Raw genomic sequence first — 17832 nt, forward strand, 5'->3', positions numbered from 1 at the left:
GTCGACCGGAGTTAGCGCTTTAGCGCTTACTCCTGTCCCATGAAAGATGGTTGCTGATACGGAATCTGCCAGCCGTCGGCCGGACCGTCCTGACCGTCGAGCGCGAGTTGCACCGCGCGACGTGCGAGCACGGGAATCAGATGAGCGCGATAGGCAGCCGATGCGTGAATGTCTGAACTCAAGGTATCGGCCGCCACGCTCAGGCCATCGAGCGCAGCGGCGCTGAAGTCCTGGCGCAGTGCGTCTTCCATCTGCGTGACGCGGAACACGCCCGCACCCGCGCCGGTCACGGCGACGCGCACCGACGTGCCGAACTCGGCAACGAAGACGCCAACCAGCGCGAAGCGCGATGCGGGATTCTTGAACTTGACATACGCGGCCCGGCTCGGAATCCTGAATGCGATCGACGTCAGCAGCTCGCCTGGCTGCAGCGCGGTCTCATAGAGGCCGACGAAGAAGTCGTCGGATGCGATCCGGCGGCGAGTGGTCTGCACGGTACCGTCGAGCGCGAGCACGGCCGCCGGGTAATCGGCGGCCGGATCGTTGTTCGCCACCGAGCCGCCCATCGTGCCCATGTTGCGCACCTGACGGTCGCCGATGCCGGCCGCGAGCGCCGCGAGCGCGGGTATGGCGGCAGCGATTTCGTTCGACGCGGCCACCGTCGCATGACGCGTCATCGCACCGATCACGACCTCACGGGCGTTCACGCCGATCGATGCCAATGCATCGAGCGCGCCGAGATCGACGAGCGCGTCGGGCGCCGCGAGCCGCAGCTTCAGCGCGGCGATCAGACTTTGACCACCGGCGACTGGCCGCGCGTCCGGCCGTTCTTCAAGAAGACGAAGCGCGTCGTCGATAGTCGCGGGACGCGCATATTCGAAGGGATACGTAAACATCGACTCGCTCCGTGTCAGGCGCTCATCGCGCGCGAGGCCGCGTGAATCGCCTTGACGATGTTGTAGTAGCCGGTACAGCGGCACAGATTGCCGTCCAGCTGCTCGGCAATTTCCTGTTCGGTCGGATGCGGATTGCGCCTGAGCAGGTCGAGCGCGCTCATCACCATGCCGGGCGTACAGTAGCCGCATTGCAGACCGTGCTTGCGACGAAACGCGTCCTGCAGCGGGTGCAGCGTGCCGTCCGGCGACGCGACGCCTTCGATCGTCGTGATCCGGCAACCCACGGCCATCGCGGCCAGCTGGTTGCAGCTCTTCACCGCGCGACCGTCGCGCAGTACCGTGCAGGCGCCGCATTGCGCGGTATCGCAGCCCACATGGGTGCCGGTCAGCCCAAGATGCTCGCGAATGTAGTGGACGAGCAGCGTGTGGTCGTCGACCTCGCGGGTCACCGCGCGGCCGTTGACCGTCATCGATACTTCGATACTCATGAGTCGCTTCCTGTCGGTTGAAAATCGATCGCCGGGACTGCTCGACAGTTCGGCGACGGCATCGTCGATGCACCGTTATCGATGAAGCCTGAGGTGAGCCGTGCGGCTCGGCCTTCGTTCCAGCCTCGGCGCCCTCGACAGCCGCCATCCATCGGCACGGTCCTCAGCGGTCGCTTCGGCGTGCCGTAGCGTGTTGCTGCGTGCAGTAGCGTGCGAAACGCCGCGGCTCCTTCGCGATCCGCGCCGGCCTAGCCGTGCACTGCTAACGGCGCGTCGATCCGATAACCGAACACGTCGGCGCCGGTGCGCTGTTCGAGCGCGCGGCCAAAGCGGTACTTCAACTCCGGGGCATCGAACGGCGGCTGCTGAAGTCGCTGCTCCTGCGGTGTGAAAGGCTCCACGTGCAGCACGACGAACGTATGGCCGGGCGCGTCGGCGCGGAAAGCCTCGTCGAAACCGCGCTCCAGTTCCTCCACGCTGCTGAATTCGAAAATCCGCTTCAGGCCCATGCCCCGCGCAATCTCCGCGTAATCGCCGATCGAATCGTTCGGCAGCGTCGCATTCGATGTCGCGCCGTAAGCGCGATTCGAAACGAGCAGATGCGTGAGGTTCGGCAGATTCATCTGACGCTCGACGACCAGCATGCCGGGATTCATGCAGAACGCGCCATCACCCATGAAGGCCCAGAAACGCGCGTCCGGCTGCGCGGCGGCGAGGCCGGACGCGAACATCGTCGACAGGCTCATCGACGCATCCAGATAGAAAGTGGTTTCGCTGTCGCGTGTCGCCTCCCACCATGCCTGACCGGAATTACCCGCGGACGTGATCACGTATTGATTGGTGCGACGAGCAGCAAGCCAACGGAAACAATCGAGGTAACGCATAAGTCGTGTCCTTGTTCTTATTTGAGCAGGTCACGCGTAAACGCAACGACCGTGGGGCGGGAGAAAGTGCGGCTGTGTGCGTAGGCGCGGCTGATCTCGGGAAGCTTGTCCGCGCTGTCGACGATCGTGTACGGCATGTCGATCGCGTTGAGCACCGGCTCGAAATACAGGCCGTTGGAAATGTGATGCTTGTGGTGATCGCCGAACGCGCCGCGCAGCGTCGTCAGCAGCAGCAATGGAATCTCGTAGCTGTAGTTGATTTTCGTCAGCGCGTAGATGCAGGTCATGAAACCGGACGCGCCCATCACCGCCGCGCTGCCCTGCCCGCCCATATAAGCGCCGGCGCACAGGCCGATCGCCGATTCCTCGCGATTGACCGGCACGTGCCGAAAGCGCTCGTCACTGTCGATTTCGCCGATCAGATCGGTAATCCAGTTGTCCGGCAGCGTGGCAACGAGTTTGACGCCGCAGCCGGCCAGTTGCTCGGTAATGCCGCGGGCAATCCGGATCCCCTTATCGGGATCGGCGGCCACTGTGTTCGTACTGTTCATATCGTTCTCTGAATTGCAAAACATAAGGAGCTTCGAAGCGATTCACGCAACCGGTACGGCTTCGCTTCAACGCATGAAAATGGGCCAGAAAGGCAGCGGCTGGAAGAACATCAGGTCGAACAGCACCCATACGACGAACCCCGCCGCGAAGCCGTACAGCACCGATGCGCGCCACGACCAGCCCGCGATCCGCAGATAGCCGAGCACGAACACGACGATCGCGGGGATGAAGCCGAGCACCCAGCCGAGCCCCATCAGCAGCACCGGGCACGCGAGATGCACCCATACGCTGGCGCCACGCAACGAAGCGGCTTCGTCTTCCGAGCAGTGTGTTGCGTGGTGCGCGGCGCTGTGTGCGGCACTGTGTGTGCCCACGTCTTTCTTCGTGCTTTTCTTCGCACTCGCGTCACGCGGCTTCGCCAGCTCCATCGCGCAGACGCTCACCCCGGTGACGATGACGATCAAGCCGAGGACCAGCGGATAACCGAGCACCGACATCGGATACCGATAACCGAACCACCCGATCGCGAGCAGCGCCGTGACCAGCGTGACGACAGCAGCGGGAAACGCTACCTGCATCGACTTCATGCGTTGGCCCTCCTGCGCAGCGAACCAAACGACTTCAACGCGCCCCACAACACCCGCAATACGATCGCGCTCGTAATGACGAACGGAACCGGCCGCATCAAGAATCCCCAGCCGTGCGCGTCGAGCGTGATAGCGAGCGAGTTCTCGATCATCGGCGCGAGCACGAAGCCGAGCAGTAGCGCCGGACGGCTGAACGACAGCGACTTCATCAACATGCCGAGTACGCCGAAGCCGGCCATGAACACGATGTCGAGCGGCTCGTTGTTCAACGCATAGGTGCCGACGACGAGCGTGCACATCAACAGCGGTGCAAGCAGGCGGCCGCTGATCCGCGTGATCGCGGTCAACCTCGCGGCGATCGGAATCAGCACGATGGCCGCCAGCACGTTCGCGATCGCGATCGTCAGTGTCAGGTGCACCGCGATGTCCATGTGCGACTTCAGGAATTCCGGTCCGGGGGCGAGCCCGAACAGAAAGAACGCGCCGATCAGCACCGCCATCGACGAGCCGGCCGGGATACCGAATGCGAGCGTCGGAATCATCCCGCCGCCCTCTTTCGCGTTATGCGGCGCCGACGCGGCAATCAAGCCTTCGACCGCACCGTGCCCGAATTGCGCGCTGTTCTTCGAGCTGCGCTGCGCGGATGCATACGCGAGCCACGGTGCCGTCGCACCGCCCATGCCCGGCACGATGCCGAGCACCACGCCGATTAGCGACGAACGAATCACGAGCGGCCAGTGAGCGAAAGCGGTGCGCATGCCGTGCAACACCTGTGCGGTATTGACGGGCGGCGTTTCCTGCGCGGCGATCCGCTTGCCGGTCACGCCAAGACCGATGATTTCAGGCAGCGCGAAGATGCCCAACGTAAGCGGCACCAGATGAATGCCATCGAGCAGATAGTCGAGATGAAACCAGAAGCGCGGCACACCGGACGTGCCCTGGTAGCCGAACGTCGCGAGCACCATGCCGAGCGCGCCGGCCATCAGCCCCTTGCCGATGCTGTCCTTCGAGATCAGCACGATCATCAGCACGCCGGCGACTGCCAGCATCAGCGTGTCGGGCGACTGGAAATACAGCACCAGTGGCGGCAGCACCGGCAGCACACCGGCGAGCAGCAGCGCGCCGAGCACACCACCGATTGCCGACGCGGTCAGCGCGGCGCCGATCGCCTCGCCGCCTCGCCCCTGCTGCGACATCGGATAGCCGTCGACGACCGCGGCCGCATCGGCCGGTTGCCCAGGCATGCCGAGCAGCACGGCGGTAATCGAGCCGGCGGTGTTGATGACCGAATGCATCGCGAGCATCAATGCGAGACCGACTGCGGGCTTCATGCCGTAGACGAACGGCATCACCAGTGCGAGCGCGGTGACGCCGTTCAGGCCCGGAATCAGACCGACGAACGATCCCACCAGCACACCGATGCAGATGAACAGCAACGACATTGGAGAAGCGAACGACAGAATGCCGGAGATCACGTGGTGATACATCGAACTCTCCCCGGCCCTAGAAGTATTGATGCAGCACGACCTGCTGGATTTGCGGCAGATGATCGCCGGCTGCGTTCTGCATGATGTTTTCGATCTGCTTCTGCAGCGCGACACCATCGAGGAAGCTGACCGGCAAATTAGCCTTGTTCCCCTGCGCAATCACGGCGGGATCGGTCAGCACTTCGCGCAATGTCGCGCGAAGATAGTCGACGCGGTCTTGCGGCACACCCGGCGGCGCCACCAGCGCGCGCTGCACCTCGCCGACCTGCTCGCGGAAATCGATCCACCACGTCTTGTCCGGCGCAATCTTCGTCAGTTCGAAAATCGTCGGCACGTTCGGCAGATCCGGCCACCGCTTGTGACCGATGATCGCGATCGGCACCAGGTCGCCGGACTTCAGCATCGGCAGCACGGAGCTGACCGTCAGCACGCCCGCGTCGACCTCGCCGTTGGCCACCGCGAGCGCCATGTCCTTCGCGCCCTTGTAGCCGTTGACGATCTTCGAATGCAGGCCGGTGGCCGCCGACAATACGGCGACGACATCGCTGATGTTGTCGGCCGGACCCGTGGCGGACCACATCAGCTTCGGCGCGTGCAGCGCGTCGTCGAAGTTATGAATCTTGCTGTTGCGCGCGACGAACCAGACCTTCGGTTCCGTCGACACGCGCGCGAGCCAATTGAGCTTTTGCAGATCCCAGCGCGCGCCCGGACGGTCGGTGAGCTTGCTCATGATCGCGCCTTCGGCGCTCGCGTTCATCAGCGTCAGGCCATCGGGGCGCGACGAATTCAGCACGTTCAGCGCAAGCAGGCCGCTGCCGCCCGCGCGGTTCTCGATGATCACCTGCGCGTCGAGCTTCTTCGCCAGATACGGCGCGATCAGACGTGCGTACAGATCGTAGCCGCCGCCCGGCGGCGAGCCGACCAGGATCGTGACGGTCTTGCCTCGATAGAAATCAGCGGCGGACTGCTGCGCGAACGCCGATCCGGCAGGCAGCAGTAACGCGATGAAAAGCATCGCGAAGCCAGCGCAGGCGCGTACCGCGCGCAGCGACGCGAACACGCTGCGCCGCGTCGTTGATGTCCTCCGATTCCGACTCGACTTAACCTGCATTGCTCATCCTTTTTTATAAATAAACAGCACTGTCCGGGGCGTCAAACAGTCCGGATTCTACATTTTAAAAAATGACCGTCAAAGGATTTTTCATTTAAACAAATTTCATTCTTTAAATAGATATCGCGTATTCCCTTGAGGAATTGGATGATGAATACCGCCAGACGGAAAGATATGTCAGCGAATCTCCATCCCGTTATTCCGCAGCGGCATAACAGCGTGTGCCAGGCACCGCCGAAATGCCTGTCAGGAATGGCTGGATACGGCTTCCAGCCGAGTTATCACGTCAAGCATAGGTAAGCGGAGCAATTCACTACGATGTCCCGGCGGATATAGCAAATAGATTTTTTTCAAACTATCTCGGCAATTTACTCTCCCTTAGTATTCGACGCACACCGGATTGATTCGACATCGCTGCATTCCGGTTTCCCTCAAAACCGCAGACAAATATTTATTAGATTCAGCGATAATCCGAGATAAAAGGGATGAAATGAAACATCTGATAGCAGGCACGGCACTTCTCGCGGCGGGTTTCAGCGGCGCGGCATGCGCGCAGAGCAGCGTCACGCTCTACGGCAGCGTCGATTTTGGGCTGGGGTACAACAACAACATCGGCGGACACTCGCAGGTGCAGGCGGTCAGCGGCAATAGCCAGCCGGACCGCTGGGGCCTGATCGGCACCGAGGATCTCGGCGGCGGCAACAAGGCTTTTTTCAGGCTCGAAAACGGCTTCCAGGTGATCAATGGCGTATCGACGCGCAGCGGTTACATGTTCAACCGGTCCGCGTACGTGGGGCTCTCGTCGGATAAGCTCGGCACGATCACCGCCGGTCATATGACGCCGTTCTCACAGGCGTGGATCAACCCGCTCGATGCAGCCGTGGTGGCCTTCATCTATCAGGACTACCATCCGGGGAATATCGACGAGCTGTCCGACAACTCGAACACGCAGGTCGACAACACGGTCCGCTACGAAACGCCGAGGTTTTACGGCTTCAAGGCCGGCGCGCAGATCAGCCTCAGCAATTCGACGAACTTCGCCGCCGGGCGCAATACCAGCTTCGGTCTACGCTACGATCGCGGTCCGCTCAAGGCGGCGATCACCTACGCGGACGAAACGCAGCGGACCACCCAGATCGGCAGCGCGATCGGCTTTACGCATTTCCAGGGCTTGCCGCTGACATCACCTCTCGTGGCCGACCATCTGAGGAATATCGCGGCGGCGGCCAATTACAGGCTCGGCGACTTCCGGTTGCATGGCCTCTATACGAACGTGAAGATCACCTATGAGGGACGCTCGGACACGTTTCAGACCTATGAGGGCGGTGTAACGTGGTGGACTTCGCCGTTCAACTTCATCGATGCGACGGCGTTCACCAGCACGCTCGGTGACGTGCGTTGGAACCAGGCGAGCCTGATCGACATGTATTTCCTGTCGAAGGCAACGCAGGTCTATGCGGGGATCGTGGGCCAGCGCGCGATCGGCGGTGTCGCGGTGATCTTCTCGAACTCACCGTCTTCGACCAATAGTCAGGTCGCAATCCGGATTGGTCTGCACCACTCGTTCTAAGCGATGCCGGGCGATAACCGACTGCGATCTGTGCGCGCAGTCGGTCGCAATACAACGCAACGCAAACGCTAACGCAATGGTCAGCCGATCGCGAACGTATGCGTGAGTACTTCCTTGATCAGGCGTGTTGCTTTCGCCTGTAGCGGCATCGGCGCCTCGTCCTGGCGCGACGCGAGTGTCAGGCGAATCGAAAGATCAGGATCGACGATCTGCTGCACGCGGAGCGTCTTTATATAGCGCGTGCCTTGCAGGATGACCTTCGTCGCGACCGCGTAGCCGTAGCCGTTTTGCACCAGTTCGAGAATCGTATCGGTCGCGCCGATCTCCTGAGTCACATCCAGTTCGAGACCCGCGAGCGCGGCGGCACGCGCGGTGACTTCACGCACCGGATTGCGCGCATTCGGGAAAATCAACGGCAACTGCGCGACTTCCGCGAGCGTGATCGTGTCGGGCAACGGGTCGGCGGATTGTTTCGGCGATATCAGGCAGATCGACTCGTCCGCGATCGCCTCGTAAGTAAGGTCGTCGCACGCTTCCGGCAAATGCAGCAACGCGAGATCGACACCGCCATCCCGTACGCGCGAACGCAAGTTGCTGGAGCGGTCTTCGACGATGGTCAGCCTGGCCGGCGAGAAACGCGCTGCAAACGCCCGTGCCAATCTGACTGCCAGCATGCGCCCAAACGACGGCGGCACGCCGACCACAATGCGACCGCTATCGCTTTCGAGGCCGCCTTGAGCCGCCGTATCCAATTGATGCAGCACGTCGCGCGCAACACTCGCGAATCGCTCGCCGGCATCGGTCAGCACCACGCCGCGCCCATGCCGGTGCAGCAGATTGCGGTGGAGTTCAAGCTCGAGGCGCCTGATCTGCCGGCTGAGAGCCGGCTGATTGAGTCCGAGTGCAAGTGCCGCACGCGTGAAACTTCCGCGATCCGCCACCTCGATGAAATTTCTTAACTGTACGATCTCCACTACGCTCTCCGCCTGGTAGTGCCATCAATCTCGTCGGACCTGACTCGTCAAACCGGTGCGGTAGTGAACCTCAATCGTCGACGTGCCGTCACACTACTCGTCTTGACAAAGGAAAAACGGTCACTCACCGTATGCGCGACTCAATGCGTGTCGCATGCTCAGAAGCGCATGTCGTTCCGCATTAGGAACACCTGTCCGCATGTGGTCGATTATAGGATGATCTTTCTGGCGGTCGATATGTTTTTTGTCACGAATCCGGGAAATCTCCAGGGCGATGCGGAGGGTCTTGCTGCTGAGTCGCTGCCAACGTCGATCAGCGCCGAAGATGTTGGACAACCAAATAAATTCGCCTGCTTTCGGTTTACTAATAGTGAAAGCATGCGTGCGCGCGGCGCCGCTTCGCGTAAGCAGTAGCCGCAATCGCAGGTTGGTATTGACCGAATGATTTGCTGATTGGCGGTACGGAGTCTGGACGACTCGCGCATCGCGGCTACCCACGATGATCGATCAGGAAAGCCAATTCTTCAGCGGAGAGAGCGAATACAAGCTCGGCAAGATTCGTGTGCTGCGTCAGTTGCTCGCTGGAACTACGCGCTCGTGAATTGCAACACGGGATAGCTTAGTCGCGTGACGCAAGCGCGACGACATGACTCAGTAGCGAATACCTCGATACTCAAATCGTGCGCCGGAACACGACGGGCTTTCCGCCCATGGACTGCTTCGTCATCCATGCCGCCAGTGCCGAATCCAAATAATCCGCGTGTCCGGGAAACCAGCTGAACAGGTGCATACCGATACTGCACACCACGTCGGCTCCAGCCCGGCCCTGCTCGACGGCTTCCTTGACTTCACGCACGGACTTCAACACGGCGGAATGTTCATCGATATGGCAGTCGCGCGGCGGGAAATTCGTTGTGCGCATCCACTCGTCTTCCTGCTCGAAATGGCTGACCGCGTGCTTTTCGAATTCGTCGATCGCGGCCAGCGCATTGGCATCGGTACAAGTTACGAGTCGTAGCACGACCTCGTAAAACTCCTTGTGTACATCATCCATCGGCGTGAAACCTAGCAGCCGTGCGTCCGACCAGACCATGCTGGTGTCACTTTCCCGCACCGGCGCTTCGACGTCTTCCGTTACGGATGCGTGTGTCAAATTTTTCGCGTTCATCAATTTCTCTCAAAGCAACGCCAACAACAATAGTACGAAAATAAGGGTGCAAAACAACCCTTCAAAGACCTGTCAAAAAGCCTCTGTAACAATCTGGACTATATCAAACGAGTCAGACTGAGGCACGCTGCAACGGCGGCGAAACTTGCCCCCGTGATCAACGCGACGACGCCGGCATGATGAGGCTCGATCAGCAGGATGAACGCCGTCAGCACGGCCCCGAACGTTTGCCCAAGTACGCGCGCCACGCTAATCATGCCGCTCGCGTTGCCGGTGCGCCCCGGCGGAGCAAGCGCGAGAAGCGATTTGTTATTAGGCGTCTGGAACAGCCCGAAGCCAACTCCGCACATCGCCATGCGCCAGCTGATATCGAACGAGGCAGGATCCGGGGGCAGTAGCGCGAGCAATGTCAGACCCGCCGCAAGAATAGCCAGCCCGGCGCCGCCGAGCGCGCCCGCGTTGAAGCGGTTCGACAACGAACCCGCCAGCGGTGCGATGAAAAGGACCGCAATCGGCCACGGTGTAATGAGTGCGCCGGTTTCCATTGCATTGCGTCCGAACGCATCGTGCAACATGAACGGCAGCGATACGAACGCAAGCATTTGCGCGGTGAACGAACAGATGGATGTCAGAACGGCCAGCAGAAATGCCGGCGTAAGCAGCAAATCCACCGGCAATAGCGGCTTGGTTCGATGCCGCTCGCGACGCACCAGCAGCCACCCGCAGATCGCCGCCATCGATAACTGGATCACGACGCTCGCGCTGAGGCCATTACTGTGGCCCATTTGATCGACGCCGATCACGAGCAATCCGAACGTCGCCGCATTCAGTAGCGCGCTGAAATAGTCATAGGGCGCCTTCGACACAGGCGGCCGTGGTATCGCCTTGAAGCCGACGAAGAATGTGATAACGCCGAGGGGTACATTGATCGAAAACAGCCACGGCCATGTCGCGACGGAGAGAATTGCAGCCGCAATCGTCGGCCCGGCCGCGGTTGAAATGGACACGACCGATGCATGAATACTGACACCGCGCCCGAGTAGCCGCGATGGATAAATCATCTTAAGGACGGCGGTGTTCACGCTACTAATGCCCGCCGCGCCTAGTCCCTGCAAAGCACGTGACATGATCAGCATGTCGAGTGATTGCGACATCGCGCACATCAGCGACGCGAATGTAAAGAGTACGAGACCAACCATGAAGATGCGTGCATAGCCGACACGATCACCCAGTGACGACAGCGGCAATAACGCCATGATGATCGAAAACTGGTATGCGTTGACGATCCACACCGAATCCGAAGGACTGACCTTTAACGTCGTTGCAATGGTAGGCAACGCTATATTGGCAATCACGCTATCGAGCATGCTGAGCGTCGTAGCAAGCGATATTGCCAGCACCCCGAATACGAGCTTACTGCCGGTCAGTCCATCTTCTTTTGTCGCAAAACCGCCCTGCTCTACTGCGATCCGTTGCATGATGAGATTTGTACGCGATCTGAAACAAAAACGCCGGGGTTCTCCCGGCGTTTCCTGATGACCGATTAAATGCTGAAGCTTTCGAGGCTCGCCGGATGGAACAGATCCTTCGCTTCCAGCAGTCGGCTCGACAGCCCTTCCGCGTAATGCTGCGCGAGGAACCGGTTCAGCGTATGTTCGTTCGTGGCGAAACCGTACGGCCAGAAATCTTCGCCCATCAGCTCACGCGCGGCGCGAAGCTGGGTCTCGATGAACGGCAGCGTGACCTTCGTCGCCGACGTATCGGTCAGACGGTGAAGCGCGATCGCTTTCGATTTCTCGAAAGCCTTCATCACCGACATCGGCAGCCACGGATGCTGTTCGACAAGCGTGCGCCGGATGCCGAGCGTGTGCATGATCGGGAACAGCTTCGTTTTACGATACCAGGCAGCAGCTTCCGCCTGCGGATCATCGAACAGATACTTCACGTTCGGCGAACCACGATCGAAACATGACGGTGCGCGCGGGCCGATCAGCGCATCGATTTCGCCGGCTTCGAGCATGCCGGAAATCGTTTTGCCTTCCGGCGCATTCACCAGCTCCACATCTTTGGGCAGATTCAGGCTGATCTTTTCGACGCGCGTCGGGTCTTCGTAACCACCGCGCACCCACGTGACATCCGATGCCTTGACACCGTATTCCTCTTCGAGGAACAGGCGCACCCACACGTTTGCCGTCAGCTGGTACTCCGGCACGCCAATGCGCTTGCCTTTCAGATCTTCCGGTTTGTTGATACCCGCATTCACGTTCACATACACCGACGTGTGACGGAATGCGCGCGACGGAAATACCGGAATAGCAACGTAAGCCGACGTACCCGCTGCCGTCTTGACCGAATAGCTGCTCAGCGACAGTTCACAAATGTCGTAATCCGCATGGCGGAGCGCGCGAAAGAAGATTTCCTCCGGTTCCTGCAACATGAACGTCGGATCGACGCCCTCGATCTGCACTTCACCGTCAACCAGAGGCCGCATCCGGTCGTAGGGGCCGACCGCAACAGAAAGCTGCAACTTGCTCACACTGTCTCCTTAAAGGGAGTGAAGAAAAGTCAATAAAACTGATCGAAGTGCACCTGCCCGAACGACACCTTGCGCGCCAGCAGCATCTTCTGGATCGCCTGCCCCATCGCGGGCGGCCCTGCAAAATAGATCTCCATGTCGCGCAGGCCGTCACCGAATTTCGACTCGGCCAGTTCATGCACAAAGCCAGTGTGACCGCCCCATTGCTCGCCACTTGCATCCGAAACGGCCGCGTCGAAGTGAAGATGCGAGCCGAAATTCTCGAGCGCTTCGAGCATGTCACGTCCGCACACATCCCGTGGCGTACGGCCTCCGTACAGGAAGTGCAGTTTGACGCCTTGCATTTCAGGGGTTTGCGCAACACCGCGCGCGATTGAAATCATCGGGGCGAGGCCCGAGCCGCCAGCGAGACACAGAATGTCGCGCTTCACGTCACGACGCAGATAGGCCATGCCGTAGGGGCCGTCGATCTCGACCTGTTCGCCGGTCGCCAACCTGTCGAATAGCGCGTTGCTACCCTGACCGTTCGGTACGCGACGCACCTGGAAATCGAGCACTCGCGCTTGCGAGCCTTGCACGATGTTGCTCATCGAATAGGCGCGCTGACCGCTGACACCGGGCAGCGTTAATAGCGCGTATTGGCCGGGCTCGAATCGCATGTCATCCGAAAGCTCGAAACGGAACTCTTCGATGTCATGCGTAATCGAGCGGCGCGACGTGAACGTACCCGTCACACGTTTCGGCTGATGCAAAGGCGCGTAGTGCTGATTCGGCCGCAACTTGATCGTGCAATCGCCTCGCGGCATGCTCTGACAGCCAAGATAGCGACGCCGTTCGCGATCCTTCGCGGTCCAGCCAGGTGCTTCCGGCCACCTGGCATCAACGTCGCCCTCGATCAGTTCGAATTTGCAATTGCCGCACGCGCCTACGTTGCACTCGTACGGAAACGCGATGTCGTTACGAAGAGCCGATCGCAACAGCACATCATCGCTATCGCATTCGAAAGACTGATCAGTACCCGCGAGCGTGATGCGATGTTTCTGGTTATTCACAAGAGTCTCATCCATGTCCTGATCGGCTATCTCATGGGTGATAGCCAAGAGTTGCGGAAATACCGTCTGCCGCGGCGATCAGATGCGGTACCGCCGCGCGCAGTGCCTTCTTCGTGAGACGCTGTACAGGTCCACCGAAACCAATTGCCGCGACGACAGTACCCGTAGTGTCACGCACGGGTGCAGCAATACCGCGCATGCCTACTTCAGATTCCTCATCGTCGATCGCGTAACCGTCGCGACGCACTTCCTCCAGCATTTTCAGGAACACCTGCGTATCGGTGTTCGTCTTCGGTGTGCGTGCAACGAGCCCTTGCTTGATTGCGCGCGACACGACATCCGGCGTGCTCGACGCGAGCAGTACATGCCCTTCCGCGGTGTAGCTGGCGGGTTTCCGCACACCGATATACGAGCGCATACGGATCGCCTGCTGGCTTTCCAGGTTGAACATGTAGACGACGCTCGTATCGTCGAGAATCGCGAGCTGTACGGTTTCATCCGTCTGACTGCGCAATACATGCAGGAACGGCAGCGCCTGTTTCGTCACGTCGAAACGACGACGCACGAGCGCACCGAGTGTGAACAACTGGATGCCGAGGCGATAACGGCCGTTATCCGGGTTCTGTTCCAGCAATCCCTCGGCAAGCAACGCGGCGCACAGACGATGCACGGTGCTCTTTGCGACGCCCATGCGCTTTGACAATGCGCTAATGCCCAGTTCCGGTTCCTCTTCGGAAAATATCTTGAGTAGCCGCAATGCCGCCGTTACCGATGACAGCCTGCGCGGGCCCTCCTGTTCCTCTTCCGTTTCAATTTCCGTTTCGTTATTCCGCATGGTTTTCGCGTCCAGGTTTCCAAACTCGTTAAATTTAGCGCCCCGCAGTTGTGGAACGCAATTCTATTTATAGGCATGACCGAGCATATTCCGGTGGCTCATCCTCCCGACACATGCGGACTAACCCTAGGTCTCTCCCGTTTCACCTTGACTTTTGCATCTGATCAAAGGGAAACTTCAGTCGTTCCATTATACCATACATAGTTCCATATATAGGAACATTTTTTTGCGAGGCGGCCAAGGGCGGCACGACTTGCGCCGGATCCCAAAACTGATAGAGCGCGCGCAATAGCCGTGAAGTCAGATCAAGGAGACAGGCAGTGAAAGGCATCAGGATGATGGGCGCGGCGCTGGCCGTATGTTTCATGCTGGGTTCGGCCGCGGCAATGGCCGCGGGCTTGCAGACCGTTCACGTGGGTATCGCGGATGCGAGCAGTGACGTCGTGTTCTTTATTGCCGACAAGAAGGGCTACTTCCGCGCCGAAGGCATCGACGCGAAATTCATTCCGTTCGATTCCGGCGCAAAAATGGTTGCGCCGCTGGGCTCCGGGCAACTGGAGGTCGCGGGCGGTTCGCCATCCGCGGGGCTTTACAACGCAGTGACGCGCGGCATCGGCATCAAGATCGTCGCGGACAAAGGATCGACGCCGGCGGGATACGGCTATCAGCCGTTGCTGGTGCGCACGGATCTCGTCAAGAGCGGTCGCTACAAGACGCTCGCAGACCTGAAAGGCATGAAGGTTGCCGGCAGCGCGACCGGCAGTGCTTCTACATCCACGATGAATGAAGCGCTAAAAAAGGCAGGCCTTAAGCCGAGCGATGTCGAGCGCGTCTATCTGGGCTTTCCTCAGCACGTGATGGCACTCGAAAACAAGGCCGTCGATGCGTCTCTGACAACCGAGCCCTTTGCAACGCAGGCTGTTCGCCGTGGCGCGGCAATTCGGGTGATGGGCGATGACCAGATTTACCCGAATCATCAGCTTGCCGTGCTGCTCTATTCGGACACCTTCATCCACGATCATCCGGATACGGCCAAGGCGTTCATGCGCGCCTATCTGCGGGCAGCGCGCGATTACAACGATGCGCTGAAGGACGGCAAGATCGCGGGTCCGAACGCGGACGAAGTGATTTCGATCCTGACTCAGTACACCTCGATCAAGGATGCTTCGCTCTATCGCAACATCGTTCCTCAAGGCACGAATCCCGATGGCAAGCTCAACATCGCGAGCCTTGAAAATGATCTGGCGTACTTCAAGAGTCACGGCGATGTGAAGAGTGACATTACCGTTGCCCGGGTCGTTGATCCGTCTTTCGCGCAAGCAGCAGACGCAGCGCTTGGCCCGTACACGCCGCGCACGAAATAACAGGAACGTGGTTCATGGCAACGATCGATTCACCCGTGATGCAAGATGTATCCGCGAAAATCCGGCTCAGGAATCTGACGAAGTCGTTCGAGACAGCGGGCGGCACGGTCACCGCGCTCGACAATGTTTCGCTCGATATCTCGGCCGGCAAATTCTTCATGATCGTCGGGCCGTCCGGCTGCGGCAAAACCACGCTGCTGCGTATCCTCGCGAATCTCGAGACCCCTACCAGCGGAACGGTCGAAATCACGTCGCCCGCGCAGAATCGGCCGAGCAATTCGATGGTCTTTCAGGGCGATTCGCTGCTTCCGTGGATGACGGTGTTCGACAATGCCGCTTATGGATTGACGCTTCGCGGTGTACCGAAAGCGCGAATTCGCGAAACCGTCGACTACTACCTCGATCGCACCGGCCTCACGCGTTTTGCGAAGGCCTATCCTCATCAGTTGTCGGGCGGTATGCGGCAACGCGTTTCTATCGTCCGTGCGTTTGCGAACGATCCCGACATCCTGTTGATGGACGAACCATTCTCGGCGCTCGATGAACAGAACAAGCTTCTGTTGCAGGAAGAGTTGCTGCGCATTTGGGACGAAACACGCAAAACGGTGTTGTTCATCACACACAGTGTGGACGAAGCAGCGACGCTAGGCGATCACATCATGATCATGACCGCGCAGCCCGGCCGCGTCAAACGCATCATCGATGTTCCGTTCCAGCGCCCACGCTCGGTGCTCGAACTGCGCGCACAGCCGGAATACGGCGAATTTGTTTATTCCATCTGGGGCGAATTGCGCGAGGAAGTCGAGCGCGTGCGTTCCCGCGACCTCGGTGAGAAAGCATGAGTACCATCAGCGCAACACCGTCAAGAAGACGAAAGATAGGCAAAGGACAACGCGATCGGCTGATCAGTATCGCGTCACCCATTCTGTTACTGCTGCTCTGGCAGGCGGCGGCGCAAATGGGCCTCATCGACATACGCTTCTTTCCCGCACCTACGCATATTTTCAGCACCTTTATCGCGCTCGTCGAGGACGGCTCGCTGTGGGACAACACGTCGGCAACGCTGTTGCGTCTGTTGTGGGGCGGCTTGATCGGCGGCATTCCTGCCCTGCTGCTGGGCGTTGCAACGGGTCTTTCCAAGCCGCTGCGCGCCGTATTCGAGCCGCTGATTGCCGCGACCTATCCGGTTCCGAAGAGCGCCATTTTTCCGCTGCTGATGCTGATTTGCGGCCTCGGCGAAGCGTCGAAAATCGCGATGGTCGCTATCGGCGTCTTTTATCCGATGCTGATCAATACGACGACGGGTGTGCTCGAAATCAACAAGATCTATCTGGAGGTGGGCCGCAATTTCCGTGCGAACCCATGGCAGGTATTTCGCACGATCGCACTGCCCGGTGCCGTGCCGCACATCATGAGCGGCATCAAGCTCGGTTTCGGCTTGGGTCTGATGCTGATCGCCATCGCCGAAATGATCGGCTCGAAGAGCGGTCTGGGCTACATGATCTGGAATGCGTGGGAATTGCTGTCGGTCGAACAGATGTATGTCGGCCTGATCGTTATTGCCGTGCTTGGCTACGGCATTTCCCTGCTGCTGAATGAAATTGAACGCAAGCTGATTCCGTGGAAGTGAACATGATGAGTGGCTACATCCAACAGAAACAAATGCTCGTTGATGCAATCCTGATGCTCGAACGCGCGGAGGTGATCGACTTCAACGGTCACTTTAGCTGGCGTGTACCCGGTCGGGATCAGATGTTGATCAATTCAGGGGCCTCGGTGCGCAGCGCGCTTACCGCGGACGACATCGTAACGATCGACTTCGACGGCAACCTGATTGAAGGCGACGCAGTCCCGCCGATGGAATTCCATATCCACTCGGAAATCTATCGAAAGCGTGCCGACGTCAATTCGGTCGTGCATACGCACCCTACCTGGTCCACGCTGTTCAGTATGACCGGAAATGTCGTGCAACCCGTGATCATGCAGGCGTCGGTACTCGGTGAGATCCAGCAGTTCCCTAAAACGGCCTCGATCAACAAAAAGCCGCTCGGTGAAGAGCTCGCGGAATGTCTCGGCAGGCACCGCGTCGCAATGCTCAAATCGCACGGCGCAGTGATCGCGGCCGAAGGCATTCTGGAGACGTTCGTGCTCGCGTTTTATCTCGAGGAGAACGCGCATCGTCAGTATCTCGCGCAGCAGATCGGTGAACCGATGGTGCTGTCGCCTGAACAGGTCGAGACGATCAGTCGCAATCTGTGGAAGCCCAATCTGCTGCAAAAGGTGTGGGACTATCACGCCGGCAAGCTTCGCGCCTAACGGAATACAGCG

Annotated in this window: 19 protein-coding genes; 6 read left to right on the plus strand and 13 right to left on the minus strand. The window is 59.5% G+C overall.

Annotated elements, in window-relative coordinates; all coding sequences use genetic code 11:
- Window positions 1–26 precede the first annotated feature (26 nt).
- The 7 genes from L0U82_RS30035 to L0U82_RS30065 form a co-directional block, all read right to left on the minus strand.
- Complete coding sequence (locus L0U82_RS30035; RefSeq protein WP_233836760.1) at window positions 27–896, minus strand: FAD binding domain-containing protein; 870 nt, start codon at window positions 894–896, stop codon at window positions 27–29.
- Between the two features lie 14 nt (window positions 897–910).
- Window positions 911–1384 (minus strand): (2Fe-2S)-binding protein, encoded by a 474-nt coding sequence (locus tag L0U82_RS30040; protein ID WP_233836761.1) that lies wholly within the window; start codon window positions 1382–1384, stop codon window positions 911–913.
- A gap of 248 nt (window positions 1385–1632) precedes the next feature.
- A complete protein-coding gene (locus L0U82_RS30045) occupies window positions 1633–2268 on the minus strand; it encodes a thiamine pyrophosphate-dependent enzyme (RefSeq protein WP_233836762.1) in 636 nt (211 codons plus the stop codon).
- A gap of 17 nt (window positions 2269–2285) precedes the next feature.
- Complete coding sequence (locus L0U82_RS30050) at window positions 2286–2819, minus strand: thiamine pyrophosphate-binding protein (protein ID WP_233836763.1); 534 nt, start codon at window positions 2817–2819, stop codon at window positions 2286–2288.
- A gap of 66 nt (window positions 2820–2885) precedes the next feature.
- The gene (locus tag L0U82_RS30055; protein WP_233836765.1) at window positions 2886–3407 is read right to left on the minus strand and encodes a tripartite tricarboxylate transporter TctB family protein; all 522 of its coding nucleotides are present in this window, start codon (window positions 3405–3407) and stop codon (window positions 2886–2888) included.
- The gene (locus L0U82_RS30060) at window positions 3404–4894 is read right to left on the minus strand and encodes a tripartite tricarboxylate transporter permease (protein ID WP_233836767.1); all 1491 of its coding nucleotides are present in this window, start codon (window positions 4892–4894) and stop codon (window positions 3404–3406) included. The genes L0U82_RS30055 and L0U82_RS30060 overlap by 4 nt, the downstream gene beginning before the upstream one ends.
- A gap of 16 nt (window positions 4895–4910) precedes the next feature.
- Window positions 4911–5954 (minus strand): Bug family tripartite tricarboxylate transporter substrate binding protein, encoded by a 1044-nt coding sequence (locus L0U82_RS30065; protein WP_233836769.1) that lies wholly within the window; start codon window positions 5952–5954, stop codon window positions 4911–4913.
- Between the two features lie 541 nt (window positions 5955–6495).
- Here L0U82_RS30065 and L0U82_RS30070 point away from each other — a divergent pair.
- Window positions 6496–7575: a porin gene (locus tag L0U82_RS30070; RefSeq protein WP_233836771.1), complete on the plus strand. Its 1080-nt coding sequence runs from the start codon at window positions 6496–6498 to the stop codon at window positions 7573–7575.
- 80 nt (window positions 7576–7655) lie between these two features.
- Here the strand turns inward: L0U82_RS30070 and L0U82_RS30075 are convergent, their stop codons facing one another.
- Window positions 7656–8549 (minus strand): LysR family transcriptional regulator, encoded by an 894-nt coding sequence (locus L0U82_RS30075; protein ID WP_233836773.1) that lies wholly within the window; start codon window positions 8547–8549, stop codon window positions 7656–7658.
- A 168-nt stretch (window positions 8550–8717) separates the two neighbouring features.
- Here L0U82_RS30075 and L0U82_RS30080 point away from each other — a divergent pair, with 168 nt between their 5' ends.
- A complete protein-coding gene (locus tag L0U82_RS30080) occupies window positions 8718–8963 on the plus strand; it encodes a hypothetical protein (protein ID WP_233836775.1) in 246 nt (81 codons plus the stop codon).
- A gap of 259 nt (window positions 8964–9222) precedes the next feature.
- On the opposite strand, the gene L0U82_RS30085 is transcribed toward L0U82_RS30080, so the two are convergent.
- The 5 genes from L0U82_RS30085 to L0U82_RS30105 form a co-directional block, all read right to left on the minus strand.
- On the minus strand, window positions 9223–9717 hold the full coding sequence (locus tag L0U82_RS30085; protein WP_233836777.1) for a bacteriohemerythrin: 495 nt from the start codon (window positions 9715–9717) through the stop codon (window positions 9223–9225).
- 98 nt (window positions 9718–9815) lie between these two features.
- Window positions 9816–11195 carry an MFS transporter gene (locus L0U82_RS30090; protein WP_233836779.1) on the minus strand — a complete coding sequence of 460 codons (1380 nt, stop codon included), beginning with the start codon at window positions 11193–11195 and terminating at the stop codon, window positions 9816–9818.
- Between the two features lie 65 nt (window positions 11196–11260).
- Window positions 11261–12253, minus strand: a complete 993-nt coding sequence (locus L0U82_RS30095; RefSeq protein ID WP_233836781.1) for an ABC transporter substrate-binding protein — start codon at window positions 12251–12253, stop codon at window positions 11261–11263.
- A gap of 29 nt (window positions 12254–12282) precedes the next feature.
- Window positions 12283–13320, minus strand: coding sequence for a 2Fe-2S iron-sulfur cluster-binding protein (locus L0U82_RS30100; RefSeq protein WP_233836787.1), 1038 nt, complete (start codon window positions 13318–13320; stop codon window positions 12283–12285).
- Between the two features lie 16 nt (window positions 13321–13336).
- A complete protein-coding gene (locus L0U82_RS30105) occupies window positions 13337–14140 on the minus strand; it encodes an IclR family transcriptional regulator (RefSeq protein ID WP_233836788.1) in 804 nt (267 codons plus the stop codon).
- A 320-nt stretch (window positions 14141–14460) separates the two neighbouring features.
- Here L0U82_RS30105 and L0U82_RS30110 point away from each other — a divergent pair, with 320 nt between their 5' ends.
- From L0U82_RS30110 to L0U82_RS30125, 4 genes are all read left to right on the plus strand, one after another.
- On the plus strand, window positions 14461–15504 hold the full coding sequence (locus tag L0U82_RS30110; protein WP_233836789.1) for an ABC transporter substrate-binding protein: 1044 nt from the start codon (window positions 14461–14463) through the stop codon (window positions 15502–15504).
- Window positions 15505–15518: 14 nt separating this feature from the next.
- Window positions 15519–16346 carry an ABC transporter ATP-binding protein gene (locus L0U82_RS30115; protein WP_233836790.1) on the plus strand — a complete coding sequence of 276 codons (828 nt, stop codon included), beginning with the start codon at window positions 15519–15521 and terminating at the stop codon, window positions 16344–16346.
- 116 nt (window positions 16347–16462) lie between these two features.
- Window positions 16463–17134 carry an ABC transporter permease gene (locus L0U82_RS30120; RefSeq protein WP_233836791.1) on the plus strand — a complete coding sequence of 224 codons (672 nt, stop codon included), beginning with the start codon at window positions 16463–16465 and terminating at the stop codon, window positions 17132–17134.
- A gap of 32 nt (window positions 17135–17166) precedes the next feature.
- Entirely contained in the window at window positions 17167–17820 is a 654-nt protein-coding gene (locus tag L0U82_RS30125) for a class II aldolase/adducin family protein (protein ID WP_233836792.1), read from the plus strand.
- Window positions 17821–17832: the final 12 nt, after the last annotated feature.

This window comes from Paraburkholderia sp. ZP32-5 (assembly GCF_021390495.1).
In the GTDB taxonomy this organism is placed as follows: domain Bacteria; phylum Pseudomonadota; class Gammaproteobacteria; order Burkholderiales; family Burkholderiaceae; genus Paraburkholderia.

Bases quoted from the DNA above. Each gene is read 5' to 3' on its own strand.
- L0U82_RS30035 (WP_233836760.1), bottom strand. From the start codon at position 896: ATGTTTACGTATCCCTTCGAATATGCGCGTCCCGCGACTATCGACGAC.
- L0U82_RS30040 (WP_233836761.1), bottom strand. From the start codon at position 1,384: ATGAGTATCGAAGTATCGATGACGGTCAACGGCCGCGCGGTGACCCGC.
- L0U82_RS30045 (WP_233836762.1), bottom strand. From the start codon at position 2,268: ATGCGTTACCTCGATTGTTTCCGTTGGCTTGCTGCTCGTCGCACCAAT.
- L0U82_RS30050 (WP_233836763.1), bottom strand. From the start codon at position 2,819: ATGAACAGTACGAACACAGTGGCCGCCGATCCCGATAAGGGGATCCGG.
- L0U82_RS30055 (WP_233836765.1), bottom strand. From the start codon at position 3,407: ATGAAGTCGATGCAGGTAGCGTTTCCCGCTGCTGTCGTCACGCTGGTC.
- L0U82_RS30060 (WP_233836767.1), bottom strand. From the start codon at position 4,894: ATGTATCACCACGTGATCTCCGGCATTCTGTCGTTCGCTTCTCCAATG.
- L0U82_RS30070 (WP_233836771.1), top strand. From the start codon at position 6,496: ATGAAACATCTGATAGCAGGCACGGCACTTCTCGCGGCGGGTTTCAGC.
- L0U82_RS30080 (WP_233836775.1), top strand. From the start codon at position 8,718: ATGTCGTTCCGCATTAGGAACACCTGTCCGCATGTGGTCGATTATAGG.
- L0U82_RS30085 (WP_233836777.1), bottom strand. From the start codon at position 9,717: ATGAACGCGAAAAATTTGACACACGCATCCGTAACGGAAGACGTCGAA.
- L0U82_RS30090 (WP_233836779.1), bottom strand. From the start codon at position 11,195: ATGCAACGGATCGCAGTAGAGCAGGGCGGTTTTGCGACAAAAGAAGAT.
- L0U82_RS30100 (WP_233836787.1), bottom strand. From the start codon at position 13,320: ATGGATGAGACTCTTGTGAATAACCAGAAACATCGCATCACGCTCGCG.
- L0U82_RS30105 (WP_233836788.1), bottom strand. From the start codon at position 14,140: ATGCGGAATAACGAAACGGAAATTGAAACGGAAGAGGAACAGGAGGGC.
- L0U82_RS30115 (WP_233836790.1), top strand. From the start codon at position 15,519: ATGGCAACGATCGATTCACCCGTGATGCAAGATGTATCCGCGAAAATC.
- L0U82_RS30120 (WP_233836791.1), top strand. From the start codon at position 16,463: ATGGGCCTCATCGACATACGCTTCTTTCCCGCACCTACGCATATTTTC.
- L0U82_RS30125 (WP_233836792.1), top strand. From the start codon at position 17,167: ATGCTCGTTGATGCAATCCTGATGCTCGAACGCGCGGAGGTGATCGAC.